General features: G+C 41.7%; 13 protein-coding genes and 1 pseudogene. 8 read left to right on the forward strand and 6 right to left on the reverse strand.

Features of this window, described 5'->3' with window-relative positions:
* Positions 1-9: 9 nt before the first annotated feature.
* The gene (locus H6G74_RS25840) at positions 10-513 is read left to right on the forward strand and encodes a hypothetical protein (RefSeq protein WP_206756994.1); all 504 of its coding nucleotides are present in this window, start codon (positions 10-12) and stop codon (positions 511-513) included.
* Here H6G74_RS25840 and H6G74_RS25845 read toward each other — a convergent pair.
* On the reverse strand, positions 480-1,223 hold the full coding sequence (locus tag H6G74_RS25845; protein ID WP_190970369.1) for a metallophosphoesterase: 744 nt from the start codon (positions 1,221-1,223) through the stop codon (positions 480-482). The two genes, H6G74_RS25840 and H6G74_RS25845, sit on opposite strands and share 34 nt — an antisense overlap.
* 91 nt (positions 1,224-1,314) lie before the next feature.
* Positions 1,315-1,917 (reverse strand): hypothetical protein, encoded by a 603-nt coding sequence (locus H6G74_RS25850; protein WP_190970370.1) that lies wholly within the window; start codon positions 1,915-1,917, stop codon positions 1,315-1,317.
* A 731-nt stretch (positions 1,918-2,648) separates the two neighbouring features.
* Between H6G74_RS25850 and H6G74_RS25855 the strand changes: the two genes are divergently transcribed.
* Complete coding sequence (locus H6G74_RS25855; protein ID WP_190970371.1) at positions 2,649-4,226, forward strand: hypothetical protein; 1,578 nt, start codon at positions 2,649-2,651, stop codon at positions 4,224-4,226.
* A 104-nt stretch (positions 4,227-4,330) separates the two neighbouring features.
* Here the strand turns inward: H6G74_RS25855 and H6G74_RS25860 are convergent, their stop codons facing one another.
* Positions 4,331-4,741, reverse strand: coding sequence for a hypothetical protein (locus H6G74_RS25860; RefSeq protein WP_190970372.1), 411 nt, complete (start codon positions 4,739-4,741; stop codon positions 4,331-4,333).
* Between the two features lie 33 nt (positions 4,742-4,774).
* A complete protein-coding gene (locus H6G74_RS25865; RefSeq protein ID WP_190970373.1) occupies positions 4,775-6,862 on the reverse strand; it encodes a flavin-dependent dehydrogenase in 2,088 nt (695 codons plus the stop codon).
* Between the two features lie 162 nt (positions 6,863-7,024).
* Here H6G74_RS25865 and H6G74_RS25870 point away from each other — a divergent pair, with 162 nt between their 5' ends.
* Positions 7,025-7,258 carry a hypothetical protein gene (locus tag H6G74_RS25870; RefSeq protein WP_190970374.1) on the forward strand — a complete coding sequence of 78 codons (234 nt, stop codon included), beginning with the start codon at positions 7,025-7,027 and terminating at the stop codon, positions 7,256-7,258.
* 529 nt (positions 7,259-7,787) lie between these two features.
* Here H6G74_RS25870 and H6G74_RS25875 read toward each other — a convergent pair.
* Positions 7,788-8,405 (reverse strand): annotated as a pseudogene (locus H6G74_RS25875) (Uma2 family endonuclease).
* A gap of 133 nt (positions 8,406-8,538) precedes the next feature.
* Entirely contained in the window at positions 8,539-10,194 is a 1,656-nt protein-coding gene (gene cimA, locus H6G74_RS25880) for a citramalate synthase (RefSeq protein ID WP_190970375.1), read from the reverse strand.
* A gap of 459 nt (positions 10,195-10,653) precedes the next feature.
* Between cimA and H6G74_RS25885 the strand changes: the two genes are divergently transcribed.
* The 5 genes from H6G74_RS25885 to H6G74_RS25905 all read left to right on the forward strand — a co-directional run bounded on the left by H6G74_RS25885 (position 10,654) and on the right by H6G74_RS25905 (position 16,058).
* Positions 10,654-11,121 carry a hypothetical protein gene (locus H6G74_RS25885; RefSeq protein WP_190970376.1) on the forward strand — a complete coding sequence of 156 codons (468 nt, stop codon included), beginning with the start codon at positions 10,654-10,656 and terminating at the stop codon, positions 11,119-11,121.
* Between the two features lie 175 nt (positions 11,122-11,296).
* On the forward strand, positions 11,297-13,249 hold the full coding sequence (gene thiO, locus H6G74_RS25890; protein ID WP_190970377.1) for a glycine oxidase ThiO: 1,953 nt from the start codon (positions 11,297-11,299) through the stop codon (positions 13,247-13,249).
* Positions 13,250-13,437: 188 nt separating this feature from the next.
* On the forward strand, positions 13,438-14,874 hold the full coding sequence (locus H6G74_RS25895; protein ID WP_190970378.1) for a phosphoglucomutase/phosphomannomutase family protein: 1,437 nt from the start codon (positions 13,438-13,440) through the stop codon (positions 14,872-14,874).
* A 76-nt stretch (positions 14,875-14,950) separates the two neighbouring features.
* On the forward strand, positions 14,951-15,535 hold the full coding sequence (rdgB, locus tag H6G74_RS25900; protein ID WP_190970379.1) for an RdgB/HAM1 family non-canonical purine NTP pyrophosphatase: 585 nt from the start codon (positions 14,951-14,953) through the stop codon (positions 15,533-15,535).
* A 52-nt stretch (positions 15,536-15,587) separates the two neighbouring features.
* Positions 15,588-16,058 (forward strand): CRR6 family NdhI maturation factor, encoded by a 471-nt coding sequence (locus tag H6G74_RS25905; RefSeq protein WP_190970380.1) that lies wholly within the window; start codon positions 15,588-15,590, stop codon positions 16,056-16,058.
* Positions 16,059-16,120 lie beyond the last annotated feature (62 nt).

Raw genomic sequence — 16,120 nt, forward strand, 5'->3', positions numbered from 1 at the left:
ATGAAAAATATGAAAATACATTCTAATCTACAATATTTATCACTTATTCTTGGTCAAAAATTGAAAAATATTTTAGTTCTTAATTACTGTGGTAATGAAGATATTAATTATTCATCAATTCATGAGATTCAACTAAAGTTTGAGGAATTAAAATCACTGAGATTATTCTGCGGAGTTGATGGTTCATCAATTTGTTGGGATAACAGTGAACTGCAAGCAATTAGTATGGGTGAACATGGTGAATTAAGAATATGTAATTTATTGGGTTCTGACACAATATGTAAAAATTTATTTGATAAAAAACTTGAAAAAATTTATTTAGTTACATCAGAGAGAGAAGACTGTATATTTTCACTTAAATTTGTTTTTGCTAATGCTCTAGAATTATTTATCTCAAATATTGGAGACGATTTAAAATTACAAGAACAACTTCCAATTGAAACTATTCAAGAAGAAAAGTCTCAATTCTTAGACATACATCAAATTGATATTGATAATTCGGGATTAAAGTAATTATTTGGCTCATCTGGATAACCACGGGGATTACAAATAATCCGAGTCTGTCCAATTTGATAATCTAGTGAATGGTGTATGTGACCATGAATCCAGAATAATGCGCTAGATTCTGCAACTAAATCATCTAGATTTGAAGCATAAGCCGCGCTTAAAATATCTTCTTTATATTCAAAAGGTATAGATTTTATACTAGGAGCGTGATGGCTAATAATTACAGTTTTACCAGATAAACTAGGTAATGTATTTTTTAACCAGTTCACTGACTTTTTACAAATTATGGCTGTATCAATACTTCTTAATCTTGAGTATTGTGGACTTACTCTGATTTTTTTGTAATCATTCATAACATAATTAGCTTCGGCTCCTGCAATACGTGACTCACCAAATAACTTAAAGTCAGTCCATAAACTACAACCTAGAAAATTTACGTCTTCAATAGTAAATAAATCATTCTCTAGAACAGTAACATTAGTACCTAATGAATAATTTTTGAGTTTTTCAACAAGCTTTGGATATGCACTACCATAGTATTCATGATTGCCTAATACATATATAACTGGTTTATTAGTAATATTTTCAATAGCCCATTTAATTCCTCTTTCTCGTAAATTAATATCTCCAGCTAAGATAACAATATCAGCATCTATATCAGGAATATTGAAGGGCTGAAATTCAAGATGTAAATCACTTAAGACATGAATTTTCATGAGAATTATATAATTCAACAGATTTTAGTAGTGATATTGGGTTACTACAAAAATAGTGAGTATCTTAAAATTGTCAATTTTCATCGATGCTCTAGCTACTCCAAAATCGGTTTAAGTCTATACCCTTTAAAAATTGACGTATAAAATTTGCGTATTTCATCAAAACTTGCTCTAAACTTTCTTCATCCTCAATAGATTGAAGAATAGTAGCTAAATAAATAGTCCATACCAAACTATAAGCCACGTCACTTTTAGAAGTTCCTTCACTGATATCCACTATGGCAGTGAGCAAATGAAAAATGCTATGACTAGCGATATCGAGTGGCTCTTTAAGTGATAATTCTTCTGTCTCTAAAACAGTACTTAAATCATCCAAAGCATCTTGACAATTTTCAAGTGTTGCTTCTCCATTCAGCCATCTTTCTACACTATAAAATCCTCTTTCAAAGGGTAGATCACAGTAATTATTCAACAGATTGATTGCGCTTGTAATACATTGGTGAGTTATCCACACAAGGGGTTTTGGTTTTGCTTTGGAACAAGTTATCATCCAAATTAACCAATCTCCCCTGGGACATTCGCTCACAGCCAGGGGAAAATTATTTCCATAAGCTTTTGCCCAAAGTAAGGCTTCAAATTTATTAGGGATATCAGACGGAACTTTAAATAATAGTTCTACAGTCTTTTTAGTCATTTTGATAATTATCAGAGCGTGTTAAATACAGATAATAAAATGTATTTTAATGATAAGATATCTTAATTTTTATGGAACCCAACAAAATCTTGATGATGTTGGGTTATGCTGTCGCTTCAACGCCACTTGCTACAACGTAGGAAACCCGCGCAACGCAGTGGCTCCCCAACCTACTATTTCTACTATTTCTGGCTTGTCATCAATAATAAAAAAGCGATGGTTTTGATGATAAGCGATCTCTGTTCGTCAAGCGATTGCTTATCATCAAAAATATCAGGTGCGATCGCTCAAATTATCACCCCTATACCCTCACACCCTTAATTCCCCTGTAGTCTCACACCCCTGTTCCCTGATCACCAAGGTGTTTGGTAAATTAAATACAGCGCAGATATTTATCTAGCGCCTGAATTTTACCAGGCAGCTGTTACTACCAAAGATTGTTTACCCAAATCAACCCAGATACCACCTTTGTCCAGCATCTATGCTGAAGTCCGTACACAGTAACATTTGTCCTCAAAACCTCATCCAGTCTCAGGTTGACGGTTTATTGGGTCAAAATGTTATAACGTCTTCAATTCTAGATGCAAAATGGGAACACTAGCTCATGACTAGTGACTCATGCTTGGGAAAAATTCAACTTGGTTTCTAAATTCAAAGCCGAGCGAACAAAGTTGATAAGCAATGCTGAACTGAGCATCGCTGAGTATCTTTAGGTGGATGGGTCAAGAGTGATGAATGAAGCTGACACCTCAAACAACAGGGCTGTGATGGAATCTCTCAATTCTGCTAACTCGCTACAACCAGAGCCAACAAGCTGTCCTTTTTATGCAGTTGTGCCTTCTGAAAATCTGGCTATTAGGCAATTGCCACTCCTCAAACCAGCAGAAGAAACACCACAAGAACTGCCAAATTCTGAATCTGTGGAAAATGTTACCCCAGAAGACTGGGTAGCAGAACCGAACAGTGAACAACAAGCAGTCATTGACGAAGAATTCCAGAAACTGCTGTTGTTAAATGAAGAACTGCGTACAGCTAACAATGAATTGTACGAACAAGTAGAGAATTTTAAAGATGAATTAGCTGAGTCAGAAAAAGCTTTGCAGTGGCAAAAAAGGCGCTCTAGCGTTACTGAATCAATGCTAAATCAACAAGCTCAAGAACTAATTGCAGCCCAAGAACAAATTCAGTCACTCTTTCAACAGCTAGACACCACAGCACAAACCGTTCAACGTCAAGAAACTTTGATTGAAACTTATAAAGCACAGCTGCAAATTAGTCAGCAACGTCTCGCCCAGTTAGAACGAGAATGTGCCTTATTGCAAACGAGCTATCATGAACAGTCTCAACAAGTGTTGCAGTCAGAAACTACTTGTCGAGAGTTGCGGACTCGCCTCATGCGCCAACAGCGCCAAACCCTGCAATTTAAAGCCGCTTTAGAAAAATGTCTCGAACCACCCACTGCTAACGACGACTCATCCGACGAAACAGCAAATAATAATTACAGCAGTACTACTAAACAAAGCAGATTTTCGAGAAAAGCCCGGTCTTTATTTCCTAACGTACAACCTATTAGACCTTGGTCAGCAGAACCAGAATCTCCGGCGGAAAATGTCGCTCATCCTTGGGGTGAATCTTCTGTACCACCCGCATCTAGCTATAGTAACTCTACTCCCCAACCCTCATCACCTTGGAACTGGCCGACTAAGGAAGAAACATCTGCAACCACTGAATCTGATACTTCCACAGAAAGCGATGATGAGCCAATTACTGCCGAAACAGTTTCATCAGGAGATTCATCAGCCAAACTAGATGAGCAAATAGATAGTCTCATCCAAATGTTTTTTGCTACCCAACCGGGAACCACACCACCTACTAGCAGTGAAACTAATGTCACCAGTAACCAATCTGAAAAACCTCTTTGGGAAACTTGGGCAACAGATGAAGCACAGCCAGAAACTACCCTAGAGCAGCAATTCGCTGCATTAGAAACAGAAAATTCTCCACCAATTACTGTGCCTAGTTCCGTAATTGAAGAGTCAACAATTTTACCAGATAAAAATTCGCCAATTTCTTTCACTGTACCGTTGACGAAGAAGACAACAGAAGAGGTAGAAAATTTTTGGTCAGAAACTACATCACAAAATACTGAGGAACTATCAGAGACAGAATTACCACCAGAAACTGATTACAGTAATGATAATGATGCTCAATCACCATCACCAGTGGTTTATCCCCAGCGTCCACCCAAGGGACGTAAATCGTTAGCATCTGTAGAATTGCCGAATTTTCGCCCGAATGGCCAAATATAGAAGGGTGTCTCAGTTTGATTGTTTACTGATGTCTTAAGGTCATGAAATTTAAGATATTAAGTTTGGTATTGCGATCGCAACACCAAACTTAATTTTTCTTGAGGCTAAACAAATTCTAGAGTTGCCATCTCAAGTACAAATATCCCCGGAATCTTACTTAACTGTTCAATCGACAACACATAATCATTGAAATGATCCATATTCTCATCTGCATCAGAAGTAATTTCTAGTTGGGAATTGCAGGTGGCGATCATTGCTTTGTCTGGATGATTTTGACCAAAGCGATTTGCCATTTCCTGTGATTCTTGTAAAACAGATGGTTCTGTATCTAAATAAATGTACAGTGACCAGCCATCAAAAGTTAATCTCAGACGGTCATCACCCCGTGAAACACTCATTGATGGCTTAGTAGAATCACGATTAAAAAACTGGACAAGCTTGATCTCCGCATCTGCAAGTGTAATATTACAATCAGGGGCTATGAGAGCTAAAGCATTGTAGGAAATTTGAGCCATTCTCAACTCCAAACCAGAATCATTCTTTTTAACTCACGAATTACGAATTGGAATTACCGCTTCTGGGTTGACGGTGGATGTTTGGTTGAGCGATCGCGGTTTACCTGTGGTAATTGCGTAGCGTAGTGCTAATAATTGTAACCACAGTCCTGGGTTTCGAGGTTCGAGCCAAGGTTGAATTTGTCCCAGGAAGCGCGGAAACCAAGAACTCAACAAAGTACTAACTAAAGCATATTGACTAAAGTTAAAATAACTACCCAGCCATCTGAATAAATCTCTAGGGCCAGCTAGTTCCCAAATCCACAACAGCAAGGCGGGGTTTTTCCGGGCGGCTTTGAGTGCGAGGCGGTTAAAGGTGAACCAATCACATCTATCTTTGATGAAATTATCTGCAACCTCTTGTGGTTCACTGGCTAATAACCCAAAGAAAGTATTCAGCATGGAGTTAATACGCTGGGGTGAAATGAATTTTCCTGTCGGAACCATCATCCCTTTAGAAAATAGCCAGGTAATTGAGACATTGCTTTGATAAGCGCGAATTTGATTGAGGTGGTGGGAACTCAATAAGTCATGTTTGAGGGCGGTATCTAATAGAGTTGTCAACCGTTCCAAGTTCCGCACCAAAGAACCAAAACCAGTAAACACCAAGGGAGATTGTAAAGAAGCCGCATCACCGATCGCAATTAATCTATCAAAAGCAACTTTGCGATCGCTACTATTCACACTAAAATGCCCTGGAATATAGCCAAATGTCGGCTTTTTCCACACCAATTTATCCATGTCGCAGCGTCGATACTCTGGCAAAATTGTGAAAAAGTCCTCGTACATTTCCAACAGAGAACCGGGGTTGTCGGGGTGGACTTGGTGGTAATGAAACAAATAAATGGTTAGTTCCTCACCCGCACCGGGAAACAATTCCCAAATCAACTGTCTCCCTCGCGAAATATCGCCGTGACTGTACAGCACATCACCATACTGAGAATCCCAAACTTGTGGTTCAAATCCGCCATTAATTACTGCACCCACAGTTGGACAAACACTATCAAAAGCCCTACCACCATTTAATTGCCATGCAATCGGTGAAGCGGTTCCCATTGCATCGACTAACAACCGCCCTGTTGCTTGCTTTTCTGTTTGACTAGGTAAATGCTGAACTGTAGCGACAACTTGGGAATTATCAATATCTGCGCGGAGAAATTCGGTTTCGTCCCAAATCTCACCACCAGCCGCCCGTAGTTTTTGACCGCATAGTTGCAACCATTTTTCTGAGTCTAGAGCAATATTTAAAACTGTGGGCGTGTGGAGAATTGGCGATCGCAATTTTAGCGGATTATTCCCATCAAAAAATTTATTAAATCCGTCTTTGTATTCCCTGACAATAATGCTTTCTAACTCGCTGCTTGTCACCAAACCCAGATTTAATAAGCTTTGCAACTCATCACGCGAAATATTCCATTCGCGGTTCATCTTACCAAAAGGCAAACGTTCCACCAACAGCACTTTATATCCCAATTTAGCCATCACCGCCGCATGGACAACCCCTAATGCGCCACCGATGTAAATCAAATCGTAATCCAATTTTGAATTTTGGCTTTGAGATTTTGGATTGGTAAATACTACCTGACGCGGCGCTTGGGGATGACGCACACCTTCGCGCCAGCGTTGTTCCCACCAATAGGCGCGTGTGAGGTCGTATTCCCCATTCGGCATTTTCTGAAAATATTTAACCGTGAGTGGGTAATCAGATGCTAACGCTTCAAAAATTGATTGTTGGGATAAATCAATCACCGGTGGCTTGGGGTACTGATGGGGAAAACGTTGTCTAATTTCTTTCTTTAGGCGGAGTAAAATCTCCTTCTCTTGGGGGAACGGCTGATCTGACCAACGGAAGACCTTTAAATAAGTAGTTCTCTGGACTGACCACACAAAAATTGATAGTTCTGTCGGTAATTTTTCGGAAATAGTTTGGTCAGATGCTGTATAGTCTGTAGGTAATTTCAGGCAAAAGCCATCTGGAGTCAGTGATTTTTCGCCAAATCCTGGTTGAAAATCCACTTGTAGCCATTGGCGTACTGCTGTTGTGTCTGGAATTGGCACTTCTAAATAAAGGACTTCTTTCATGTTTCGTTGACATCTCCGCTTAAAATACTCATTTCGGCAGATTTATTAACTGCGAAAATTCCTGTAAACTCCGCCCTATTACTCAAAATAAAGATTCTGTAAAGAACTTTTAATAATTTGTCAAAATTTTTTTTCCATTTTGTAACTTTGTAAACCCACGCCATGAATTATCCCATTCCAGATAGCCCTCAAGATATTCTTGCGTTACAACAAAAGCCCGTTGATGAAGAACTTGTAGCTTCCGCGATCGCAGGAGTAATTAAAATTGTCCGTTCTCAAGGTAAATCTTTAGAAGACTTAACCGCACAAGTCCTCGAAGATGATCAACTGCTGGATAGACAGCAACGACGTTGGCTAAGTCAATTGCTGGCTCAAGCCTGGGAAAGTTTTACTTAAAAGTTTAGGGGTTAGAGGCTGGAGGCTAGAGGCTAGGGAGCAGTTGTGAAAAAAATCCCAAACTCTCCCCGTCTTCTTTACGCCTCTGTGTGAAACAAAACCCCATCCTACAACACCCTATACAGAAAATCTTAGAAAACAAGAACTTTACGCTTCATGGAGAGGTGTGAAGAGTAACAATAAATTACTTGTAGGACTGACGCAAAAAACCTCTCAAACTCTCATTCCTCTTTGAACTCCCGAAGTTTGCTCAACGCGAGGAACCCGCGCACGCAACTTCTCTCTGCGTCTCTGTAATTAGATTTTTCGTGGGCTGTGCGTAATTCCTGACTTGTTTAACATTCGATACTCTGATTCATACAATAGGACTCATATTTGATTTATGAAAAAAATCAGTACACCCAGATCAGCCATCTTTCCTACTCCCTACTCCCCATTCCCTACTCTCTGCTTACACAACTAGATTCAGGAATCAAACCGTATTCCTAAAGATGTCTAATGTTGTTATTTAAAACCTGAAAAGCCAAGATTAGGCAACACTTTGAAAAATTTGTTCCACAGTCAAATTTAACTCTGGGAAAGTTTGTGAGACAAGGCGCTCATGATTTCGGAATTGCTGCACTTAGTATTCCCCATCAACCAACGTGTAAACCGAGATAGTGGGTTGTTTGGGATTGCCAATAAACCGCCTACCACCTAAAGCCGCATAATCGACAATCCAATATTCGGGGATGCCTACTGCTTCATAGTCAGCTGCTTTTTTTAAATAATCATCTCGCCAGTTAGTACTCACGACCTCAATTACTAAAGGAATTGATTCAGCTTGGCTAACAGTTGATGCTTTTTTCCACAGAGGCTCATTAAATAAATTAGGCTGATTTAATATCAGTACATCTGGTGAGTAAGCTGATTCACCTTCTAATGGTTTCACAAAAGCTGTTTTGGGAATGATATAAGGAAGTTTTAGTCGCCTAATTTCGGCAGCTATCTCCAACATCAAAAAACTGATAACTTCTTCATGATCACCTGTTGGCGGTGGCATTTCAACAATTACTCCATCGTGCAATTCATAAAGTCGCTGTGGGTTATTGGGATACCAAGCGATAAATTCATCAAATGTAACTAGTTTACGTAAGGTTTGAGTCATCTGAGTATTGAGTATTGAGTGCTGAGTGCTGAGTGGGGGTAGACAAGGTAGAAAGATTGCTTCCTTATCTTCCTTATCTTCCTTATCTTCCTTATCTTCCTTATCTTCCTTGTCCCCCTTGTCTCTCTAATCTCTAAGCCTTCACTGCGGCTTCGGCTTGGGAATGTAATAACAACCCGTATTCCAAACCCTCAACCACTGCTTGATAGGAAGCAGCCAAGATATTTGCCGAAACACCGATAGTTGTCCAGCGTTGATGACCATTGCCTGATTCTACTAAGGCTCTGGTTTTGGCGGCTGTTCCGGCGTGTCCGTCGAGAATTCGCACTTTGTAATCTGTCAATTCAAAGCTGGCGAGTTGGGGATAAAAGTTGACTAAAGCTTTGCGTAAGGCGGTATCTAATGCCGCAACGGGGCCGTTACCTTCGGCGGCTTCTAAGATATTCTGACCGTTAACAGCGACTTTCACGGTGGCTAAAGCACTGCTGGTTTCTTTCCCTTCTACCAAGTCACAGTGTACTTGAAAGCCTTTGACCTCAAAAAATTCTTGCCGCGCCCCTAAAGCTTCATACATTAACAAGGCAAAACTCGCTTCGGCGGCTTCAAATTGATAACCTTGACTTTCTAATTGTTTGAGGCGTTGAAGAATTTGTTTTGCTTCTGGTGTTTGCTTATCTAATTCAATGCCAAAGGTACGGGCTTTGGCTAAGACGTTACTGAGTCCTGCTTGTTCCGAAATGACTATTCGCCGACGATTCCCGACTGTTTCTGGTTGGATGTGTTCATAAGTCAGGGGGTTACGTTGCACGGCGGAAACATGGACACCGCCTTTATGGGCAAAAGCCGAACGTCCGACAAAGGGCGCGTGTTCATCTGGTGCAAGATTGACTACTTCACTAACAAAGCGGCTGGCTTCTGTGAGTTGAGTAAGCTGGTGTTCTGTGATACAGCTATAACCCATTTTTAGCTGTAAGTTGGGAATTAAAGAACAAAGGTTAGCATTGCCGCAGCGTTCACCATATCCATTTATTGTTCCTTGTACCATTGTTGCCCCAGCCATGACAGCAGCTAGGGCATTGGCTACGGCTAGATCACAATCATTGTGAGTGTGAATGCCGATTTGAGGAATTGTCCTTTGTCCTGGGTCATTAGTCATTGATTTTTGACAAAGGACAAATGACAAATGACCTTTAACAGTTGTCACACTTTCGCTGACTTCGTGAGGCAAAGTTCCGCCATTGGTATCACATAAAACTAACCATTCCGCGCCAGATGCGATCGCTGCTTCTAATGTTTGCAAAGCATAATCTCGATTATGTTTGTAACCATCAAACCAATGTTCGGCATCGTAAATCACGCGCCGCCCATGTGAGCGAAAATACTCGATAGTGTCGCGGATCATGGCCAAATTTTCTTCTAAAGTTGTCTTGAGACCTTCTGTAACGTGTAAATCCCAAGATTTGCCAAAAATTGTCACCCAGTGAGAACCCGCAGTTAAAATTGCTTGCAACATTGGTTCAGATGCAGCGACTGTATTGGGGCGACGTGTAGAACAAAATGCCACAATTTCTGCTTGTTTGAGCGGATCTTCTTGGAGTTGCCAGAAAAACTGAACATCCTTTGGGTTAGCGCCAGGCCAACCACCTTCAATGAAGGGAATACCCAGTTGGTCTAATCTTTTAGCAATGCGTAGCTTGTCTTCAATAGACACTGATAGCCCTTCGCATTGAGTGCCATCCCGTAATGTTGTGTCATAAAGCCAAATTTGAGGAGAGGGATTTGTGGTCATAAGACAAGATCATGCGAGACAACTGTAGAGGAAATGTGCCAATATACTACAAAAAGCCGATTCGTTAATTTAAATATGCCCAAAGTACTAACACAGGGTACGAACAATACGTTGGTCTGGCGCTGCATCCCATATTGGATGCAGTTAAATTAAGGCTTGTATGAAGAATTTGGGTTTTAAATTACGAAAAGTTTTGCAACAAAATGGTGTTGATCTCTAAAATGGCGGTGCAGAAGTAAAAAACAGTCAGTTAGTTGGTAGTGATGGTATGAGTGTGATCGATAAAGTGATGTGTTGACTGTGAATTAGCGTCACAAAAGCAGCGATCGCTTCTTTCCCATTCTCCTACAATAGACCTGCATTTAGCCGCTCATACAGAGGATTTTACGGATTATTGGATCAGGGATATCGAATAAGAAAGGAAATCAAAAGGTTAGGTTACACAAGGAGAAAAACAATATGGGTAGATGGACACCGCTTATTCTCATGGGTGGAGGCTTGGCAATTTTATTAGGTACATTGCTAGGCATTAACTTTCCAATGGGTGGAGGGCAACAAACTGCCAGTAATAATGCTCCCGGCGGCAAAACCTCGCGCGTTCTCCCAGCTAATATTAATGTTAATAGCACTGCCCCCAGCAGAGGTAGCCGTGGCTTAAGCGAAGACAGAGCCAGCACTCCTCAAGAAGATAATGTTCCCACAGAAGCTAGAGGCAGCAGAAGCGTTAGACAGGAAAATTTAAATACCAACACAACTGAGCGTCGAACCAGCGTCGCTCAAAATAGCACTCCCAGCGAATCATTTTCAACTCCTGACAATACATCATCAGAGCCGACTACCAGAGAAGTACAATCAACCGAAACTCAATCAACTGATAGCTTCAGCGATAATGAGTCTACTAGAGAGCCAATTCGGGCTTTGTGGTAGGAAAAAGGGGGCAGGGGGCAGGAGGCAGGGAGCAGGGGGAATAATTTTTTACTCAGCACTCAGCACTCAGCACTCAGCACTTTGTCAAAACTAGTCATTGGTTACAAGTTATTAGTTATAAGTTATGTAGTTGTGTACTAATGATCAATGGCTAATAACCAATGACTAATGACTAATGACTAGCGATGTTTTAATTATTGGTGGCGGTGTTATTGGCTTGGCGATCGCCGTCGAACTTAAATTGCGCGGGACAAATGTCACCGTGCTTTGTCGTGATTTCCAGGCTGCTGCTACCCATGCTGCTGCTGGCATGTTAGCACCAGATGCAGAAATTATCCAAGATGAGATGATGGGTAAGTTGTGCAGGCGATCGCGTGCCTTATACCCAGAATGGACAAGCAAACTTGAAGATTTAACTGGGATTAATCCTGGATACTGGGCTTGTGGCATTCTTGCGCCTGTTTATCAACCACCAAAGTCTGCTGCGACTGGTGATTCACCTGCTTATTGGTTAGATAAAACTGCAATTCATCAATATCAGCCAGGATTGAGTAATGATGTCGTCGGTGGCTGGTGGTATCCTGAAGATGCTCAAGTTGATAATCGGGCATTAGCCCAAGCACTGAGGACTGCGGCTCAATCCCTCGGCATTGAAATCAAAGATAACATTACAGTTGCCGGATTAATCCAACAGCAAGGACAAGTCATCGGCGTACAAACCAACCAAGGCGTAATGCGTGCCGGTCACTATGTTTTAGCGGCTGGCGCTTGGTCTAATGAATTGTTACCTTTGCCTGTGACTCCCCGCAAAGGGCAAATGTTGAGTATCCGCTTACCCGACTTTGTGCCGGAATTGCCTTTGCGACGAGTGTTATTTGGCGAAAATATTTACATCGTACCCCGGCGCGATCGCTCGATTATTTTGGGTGCGACTAGCGAAGATGTGGGTTTTGCCCCGAATAACACCCCCGCAGGTATCCAATCTTTACTTCAGCAAGCAATTCGCCTCTATCCCCAATTACAAGATTATTCCATTCAAGAATTTTGGTGGGGTTTTCGTCCGGCTACCCCAGATGAATTACCAATTCTCGGCACTAGCCACTGTGCAAACTTGACTTTGGCTACAGGTCATTATCGCAACGGCATTTTACTAGCGCCTGCGACAGCCGCCTTAATTGCTGATTTAATTTGCGAACAAAAATCAGATTCTTTATTGGCACATTTCCATTATTCTCGGTTTCATACCCAGCCATCTACCGCCCCTATGCTCACTCATTCTGCCAATTTTACCAACGGCGATCGCCCAGCTTTATCATCACTCCCTAACTCCCCACTTCCCGACTCTCCACTTGTCATTGCTGGTAAAACCTTTCAATCTCGCTTGATGACAGGAACAGGCAAATATCGCAGCATTGCAGAAATGCAGCAAAGTATTGTTGCTAGTGGCTGTGAAATTGTCACCGTTGCAGTGCGGCGAGTCCAAACCAAAACCCCAGGACATGAGGGGTTAGCAGAAGCACTAGATTGGTCAAAAATTTGGATGTTGCCGAATACTGCTGGTTGTCAAACTGCCGAAGAAGCGATTCGTGTTGCCCGTTTGGGTCGAGAAATGGCAAAATTACTGGGGCAGGAAGATAATAACTTTGTGAAATTAGAAGTTATCCCCGATGCAAAATATTTACTCCCTGACCCGATTGGGACACTGCAAGCCGCCGAACAATTGGTAAAAGAAGGGTTTGCGGTATTGCCGTATATTAATGCTGACCCGATGTTAGCCAAACGCTTAGAAGAAGTTGGCTGTGCAACAGTCATGCCTTTAGCTTCCCCCATCGGTTCGGGACAAGGATTAAAAACCACCGCCAATATCCAAATCATTATTGAAAACGCTAAAGTGCCGGTTGTGGTAGATGCAGGTATTGGTTCACCTTCCGAAGCTTCTCAAGCAATGGAATTAGGTGCAGATGCTTTATTAATTAATAGTGCGATCGCCCTAGCCCAAAATCCCCCAGCAATGGCTTACGCAATGAATTTGGCAACTGTCGCCGGTCGTTTAGCATACCTCGCTGGCAGAATGCCCATCAAATCCTATGCTAGTGCTAGTTCCCCTGTGACTGGCACGATTAATTAATTCAAATCTCCGACTTCTCTAAAGATACAGCTGGCGAATGAGGGGGGTTACTCCCTCAAAAAACCACAGAATGAGAGTGAAAAAAGAGCGATCACTTCTCAGCAATCAGCACTGAGCAACAGGCTCTTTTTTTACTCGATTTACTGAACAAGTGCTAAAATCCTCAGATGGACAGTTAGGATATCCCAATGCCAGTTGTAGCTAGCTCAATCAAATTTGGTACAGATGGCTGGCGGGGTGTGATTGGTGAAGAATTCACCTTTGAACGCCTTGCCTTGGTAGCGCCAGTAGCCGCGAAAGTCTTATATGATACTTATTACTCGACAGTCGGTAGCCGCACTATTATCGTCGGTTATGATCGCCGTTTTATGGCGGAAGACTTTGCTCGTGCTGTGGCTGATGCTGTCACCGCCGTCGGATTTGATGTTTTGCTGAGTGAAACATTCGCCCCAACACCGGCTTTTAGCTGGGCTGCTAAAGAACTCAATGCTTTAGGGGCGTTGGTAATTACAGCGAGTCATAATCCTGGTGCATATTTAGGGTTAAAAGTCAAAGGATATTTTGGTGGTTCGGTACCGCCAGAATTTACCAAAGAGATCGAAGCACTGCTACCGCATGGTGTACCAACAGCAGCTACTCCAGGTAACTTGGATAAGTTTGACCCTTGGCCTAGTTACACAACAGGATTACAAGGCAAAGTAGATATTGCCAAAATTCGAGAAGCGATCGCCTCTGGTAAACTGACGGTATTCGCAGATGTGATGCACGGTGCAGCAGCTGGCGGACTGGCAAGATTATTGGGTGATCAGGTCAAAGAAATCAATAGCAACCGTGACCCATTATTTGGTGGTGGTGCGCCGGAACCATTACCGAAATATCTTTCTAAGTTATTTGAAGTCATCAAAACTCACCACGAAACTCATCAATCTGGTTTAACGGTTGGTTTAGTATTTGATGGAGATTGCGATCGCATTGCAGCAGTAGACCAAGAAGCTAATTTCTTAAGTTCGCAAATTTTAATCCCGATATTAATTGACCACTTAACCTTGCGACGTGGTTTTACAGGGGAAATTATCAAAACTGTCAGTGGTTCTGACTTGATTCCCCGTGTCGCAGCACTGCACAATCTGTCATTGTTTGAAACAGCAGTCGGGTACAAATACATCGCCGACAGAATGTTAGTCTCGCAAGTACTCTTAGGTGGGGAAGAATCTGGTGGAATTGGTTATGGTAGCCACATTCCAGAACGAGACGCACTACTTTCGGCTTTGTATGTCCTAGAAGCGATTGTCGAATCTGGGCGAGATTTGAGCGAATATTATTCTGATTTGCAACAACAAACAGGGTTTAATTCGGCTTACGATCGCATCGATTTACCCTTAGCTAGTATGGAAGTGCGATCGCGTCTTTTGCAACAACTCCAAACCCAACCCTTAACCGAAATTGCCGGAAAAGCAGTCATCGATTGTCAAACAATCGACGGTTATAAATTCCGCCTAGCTGACAACAGTTGGTTAATGATTCGCTTTAGCGGTACTGAACCAGTCTTGCGCCTCTATTGCGAAGCCGCCACCATCGAAGAAGTACATAAAACCCTTGATTGGGCGAGACAGTGGGCAGAATAATATCAGTAAACAGTTATCAGTTGTCAGTTATCACGTTTAATTGTTAACTGTTAACTGTTAACTGTTAGCTGAAAATATGACCAAATTACTCGTAGTTGCTACAAGCAATCCAGGTAAGTTGCGAGAAATGCAAGCTTACCTGACAGATTCTGGTTGGGAATTAACGCTGAAGCCAGAAGAATTAGAAGTTGAAGAAACAGGTGAGACATTTGCGGCTAACGCTTGTTTAAAAGCCTCCGAAGTTGCCAAAGCTACAGGACAATGGGCGATCGCTGATGATTCTGGTTTACAGGTAGATGCTTTGAATGGTGTACCGGGAGTATATTCGGCACGTTATGGCAAAACCGACGCAGAGCGAATTTCTCGGTTATTAAGAGAGTTAGGTAATGAAACTAACAGACAAGCACAATTTGTCTGTGCAGTAGCGATCGCCCGTCCAGATGGTGAGATAGCTGTACAATGCGAAGGTATTTGTCGTGGTGAAATACTTCATGCACCCCGTGGTGAGGGTGGTTTTGGCTATGATCCTGTATTTTATGTCCCCGAAAAACAGTTAACCTTTGCCCAAATGTCACCAGAAGAGAAAAAATCAGTTAGTCATCGTGGTCAGGCATTTGCGGCGTTAATCCCACAACTGAGTACAATACTGAGTGCTGAGTAAAGTTTCGACTTTCTATTTTTATCGACTTAGCAATTACCATTTACAAATTACTATGGCTATAGCGATCGCACTTAATACAGATTCGATTAACAAATTAGATTTGTCGCCTGCTTTAGAAGTAATTGAACCACTTTTGCAAGAGGGAATTGCTGCTTATGAACAGCAATTAAGCTTTGACATCGACTACCCTTTAGATCCCGGCGACCCCCGCGAACTTTCCGAAGTTGCAGAGTTACGCCTGTGGTTTATTCGTTTAGATGCAAAATATCCTTGGATACCTTTTTTATTAGATTGGAAAAATGGGGAATTAGCTCGTTATGCTGCTATGCTTGTACCACATCAATTCAGTAATAAAGAAGGCATTCAATATAATCCTGAAGCATTAGAAATATTTTTAATGCACAAAATCTTCGTTTTGACTGACTGGTTAAAACAACAAGCAATTCCCAGTTCATCACGGCTAAAATCGATGGCGCAAATGCTGGGTTATGAATTAGATGACGGATTTTTTGAGATGTTTTAAATCAGAGTTTACAGGCGAATTTTGAGTAAGAATTCAGGAGTCAAAATCCAGGAGCCAGAATT

The sequence above is a fragment of the Nostoc spongiaeforme FACHB-130 genome (genome assembly GCF_014698475.1).
Lineage (GTDB): Bacteria > Cyanobacteriota > Cyanobacteriia > Cyanobacteriales > Nostocaceae > Nostoc_B > Nostoc_B spongiaeforme.

Coding starts and splice junctions, on each gene's coding strand:
- H6G74_RS25840 (WP_206756994.1), top strand. CDS start 10: ATGAAAATACATTCTAATCTACAATATTTATCACTTATTCTTGGTCAA.
- H6G74_RS25845 (WP_190970369.1), bottom strand. CDS start 1,223: ATGAAAATTCATGTCTTAAGTGATTTACATCTTGAATTTCAGCCCTTC.
- H6G74_RS25850 (WP_190970370.1), bottom strand. CDS start 1,917: ATGACTAAAAAGACTGTAGAACTATTATTTAAAGTTCCGTCTGATATC.
- H6G74_RS25855 (WP_190970371.1), top strand. CDS start 2,649: ATGAATGAAGCTGACACCTCAAACAACAGGGCTGTGATGGAATCTCTC.
- H6G74_RS25860 (WP_190970372.1), bottom strand. CDS start 4,741: ATGGCTCAAATTTCCTACAATGCTTTAGCTCTCATAGCCCCTGATTGT.
- H6G74_RS25865 (WP_190970373.1), bottom strand. CDS start 6,862: ATGAAAGAAGTCCTTTATTTAGAAGTGCCAATTCCAGACACAACAGCA.
- H6G74_RS25870 (WP_190970374.1), top strand. CDS start 7,025: ATGAATTATCCCATTCCAGATAGCCCTCAAGATATTCTTGCGTTACAA.
- cimA (WP_190970375.1), bottom strand. CDS start 10,194: ATGACCACAAATCCCTCTCCTCAAATTTGGCTTTATGACACAACATTA.
- H6G74_RS25885 (WP_190970376.1), top strand. CDS start 10,654: ATGGGTAGATGGACACCGCTTATTCTCATGGGTGGAGGCTTGGCAATT.
- thiO (WP_190970377.1), top strand. CDS start 11,297: ATGACTAGCGATGTTTTAATTATTGGTGGCGGTGTTATTGGCTTGGCG.
- H6G74_RS25895 (WP_190970378.1), top strand. CDS start 13,438: ATGCCAGTTGTAGCTAGCTCAATCAAATTTGGTACAGATGGCTGGCGG.
- rdgB (WP_190970379.1), top strand. CDS start 14,951: ATGACCAAATTACTCGTAGTTGCTACAAGCAATCCAGGTAAGTTGCGA.
- H6G74_RS25905 (WP_190970380.1), top strand. CDS start 15,588: ATGGCTATAGCGATCGCACTTAATACAGATTCGATTAACAAATTAGAT.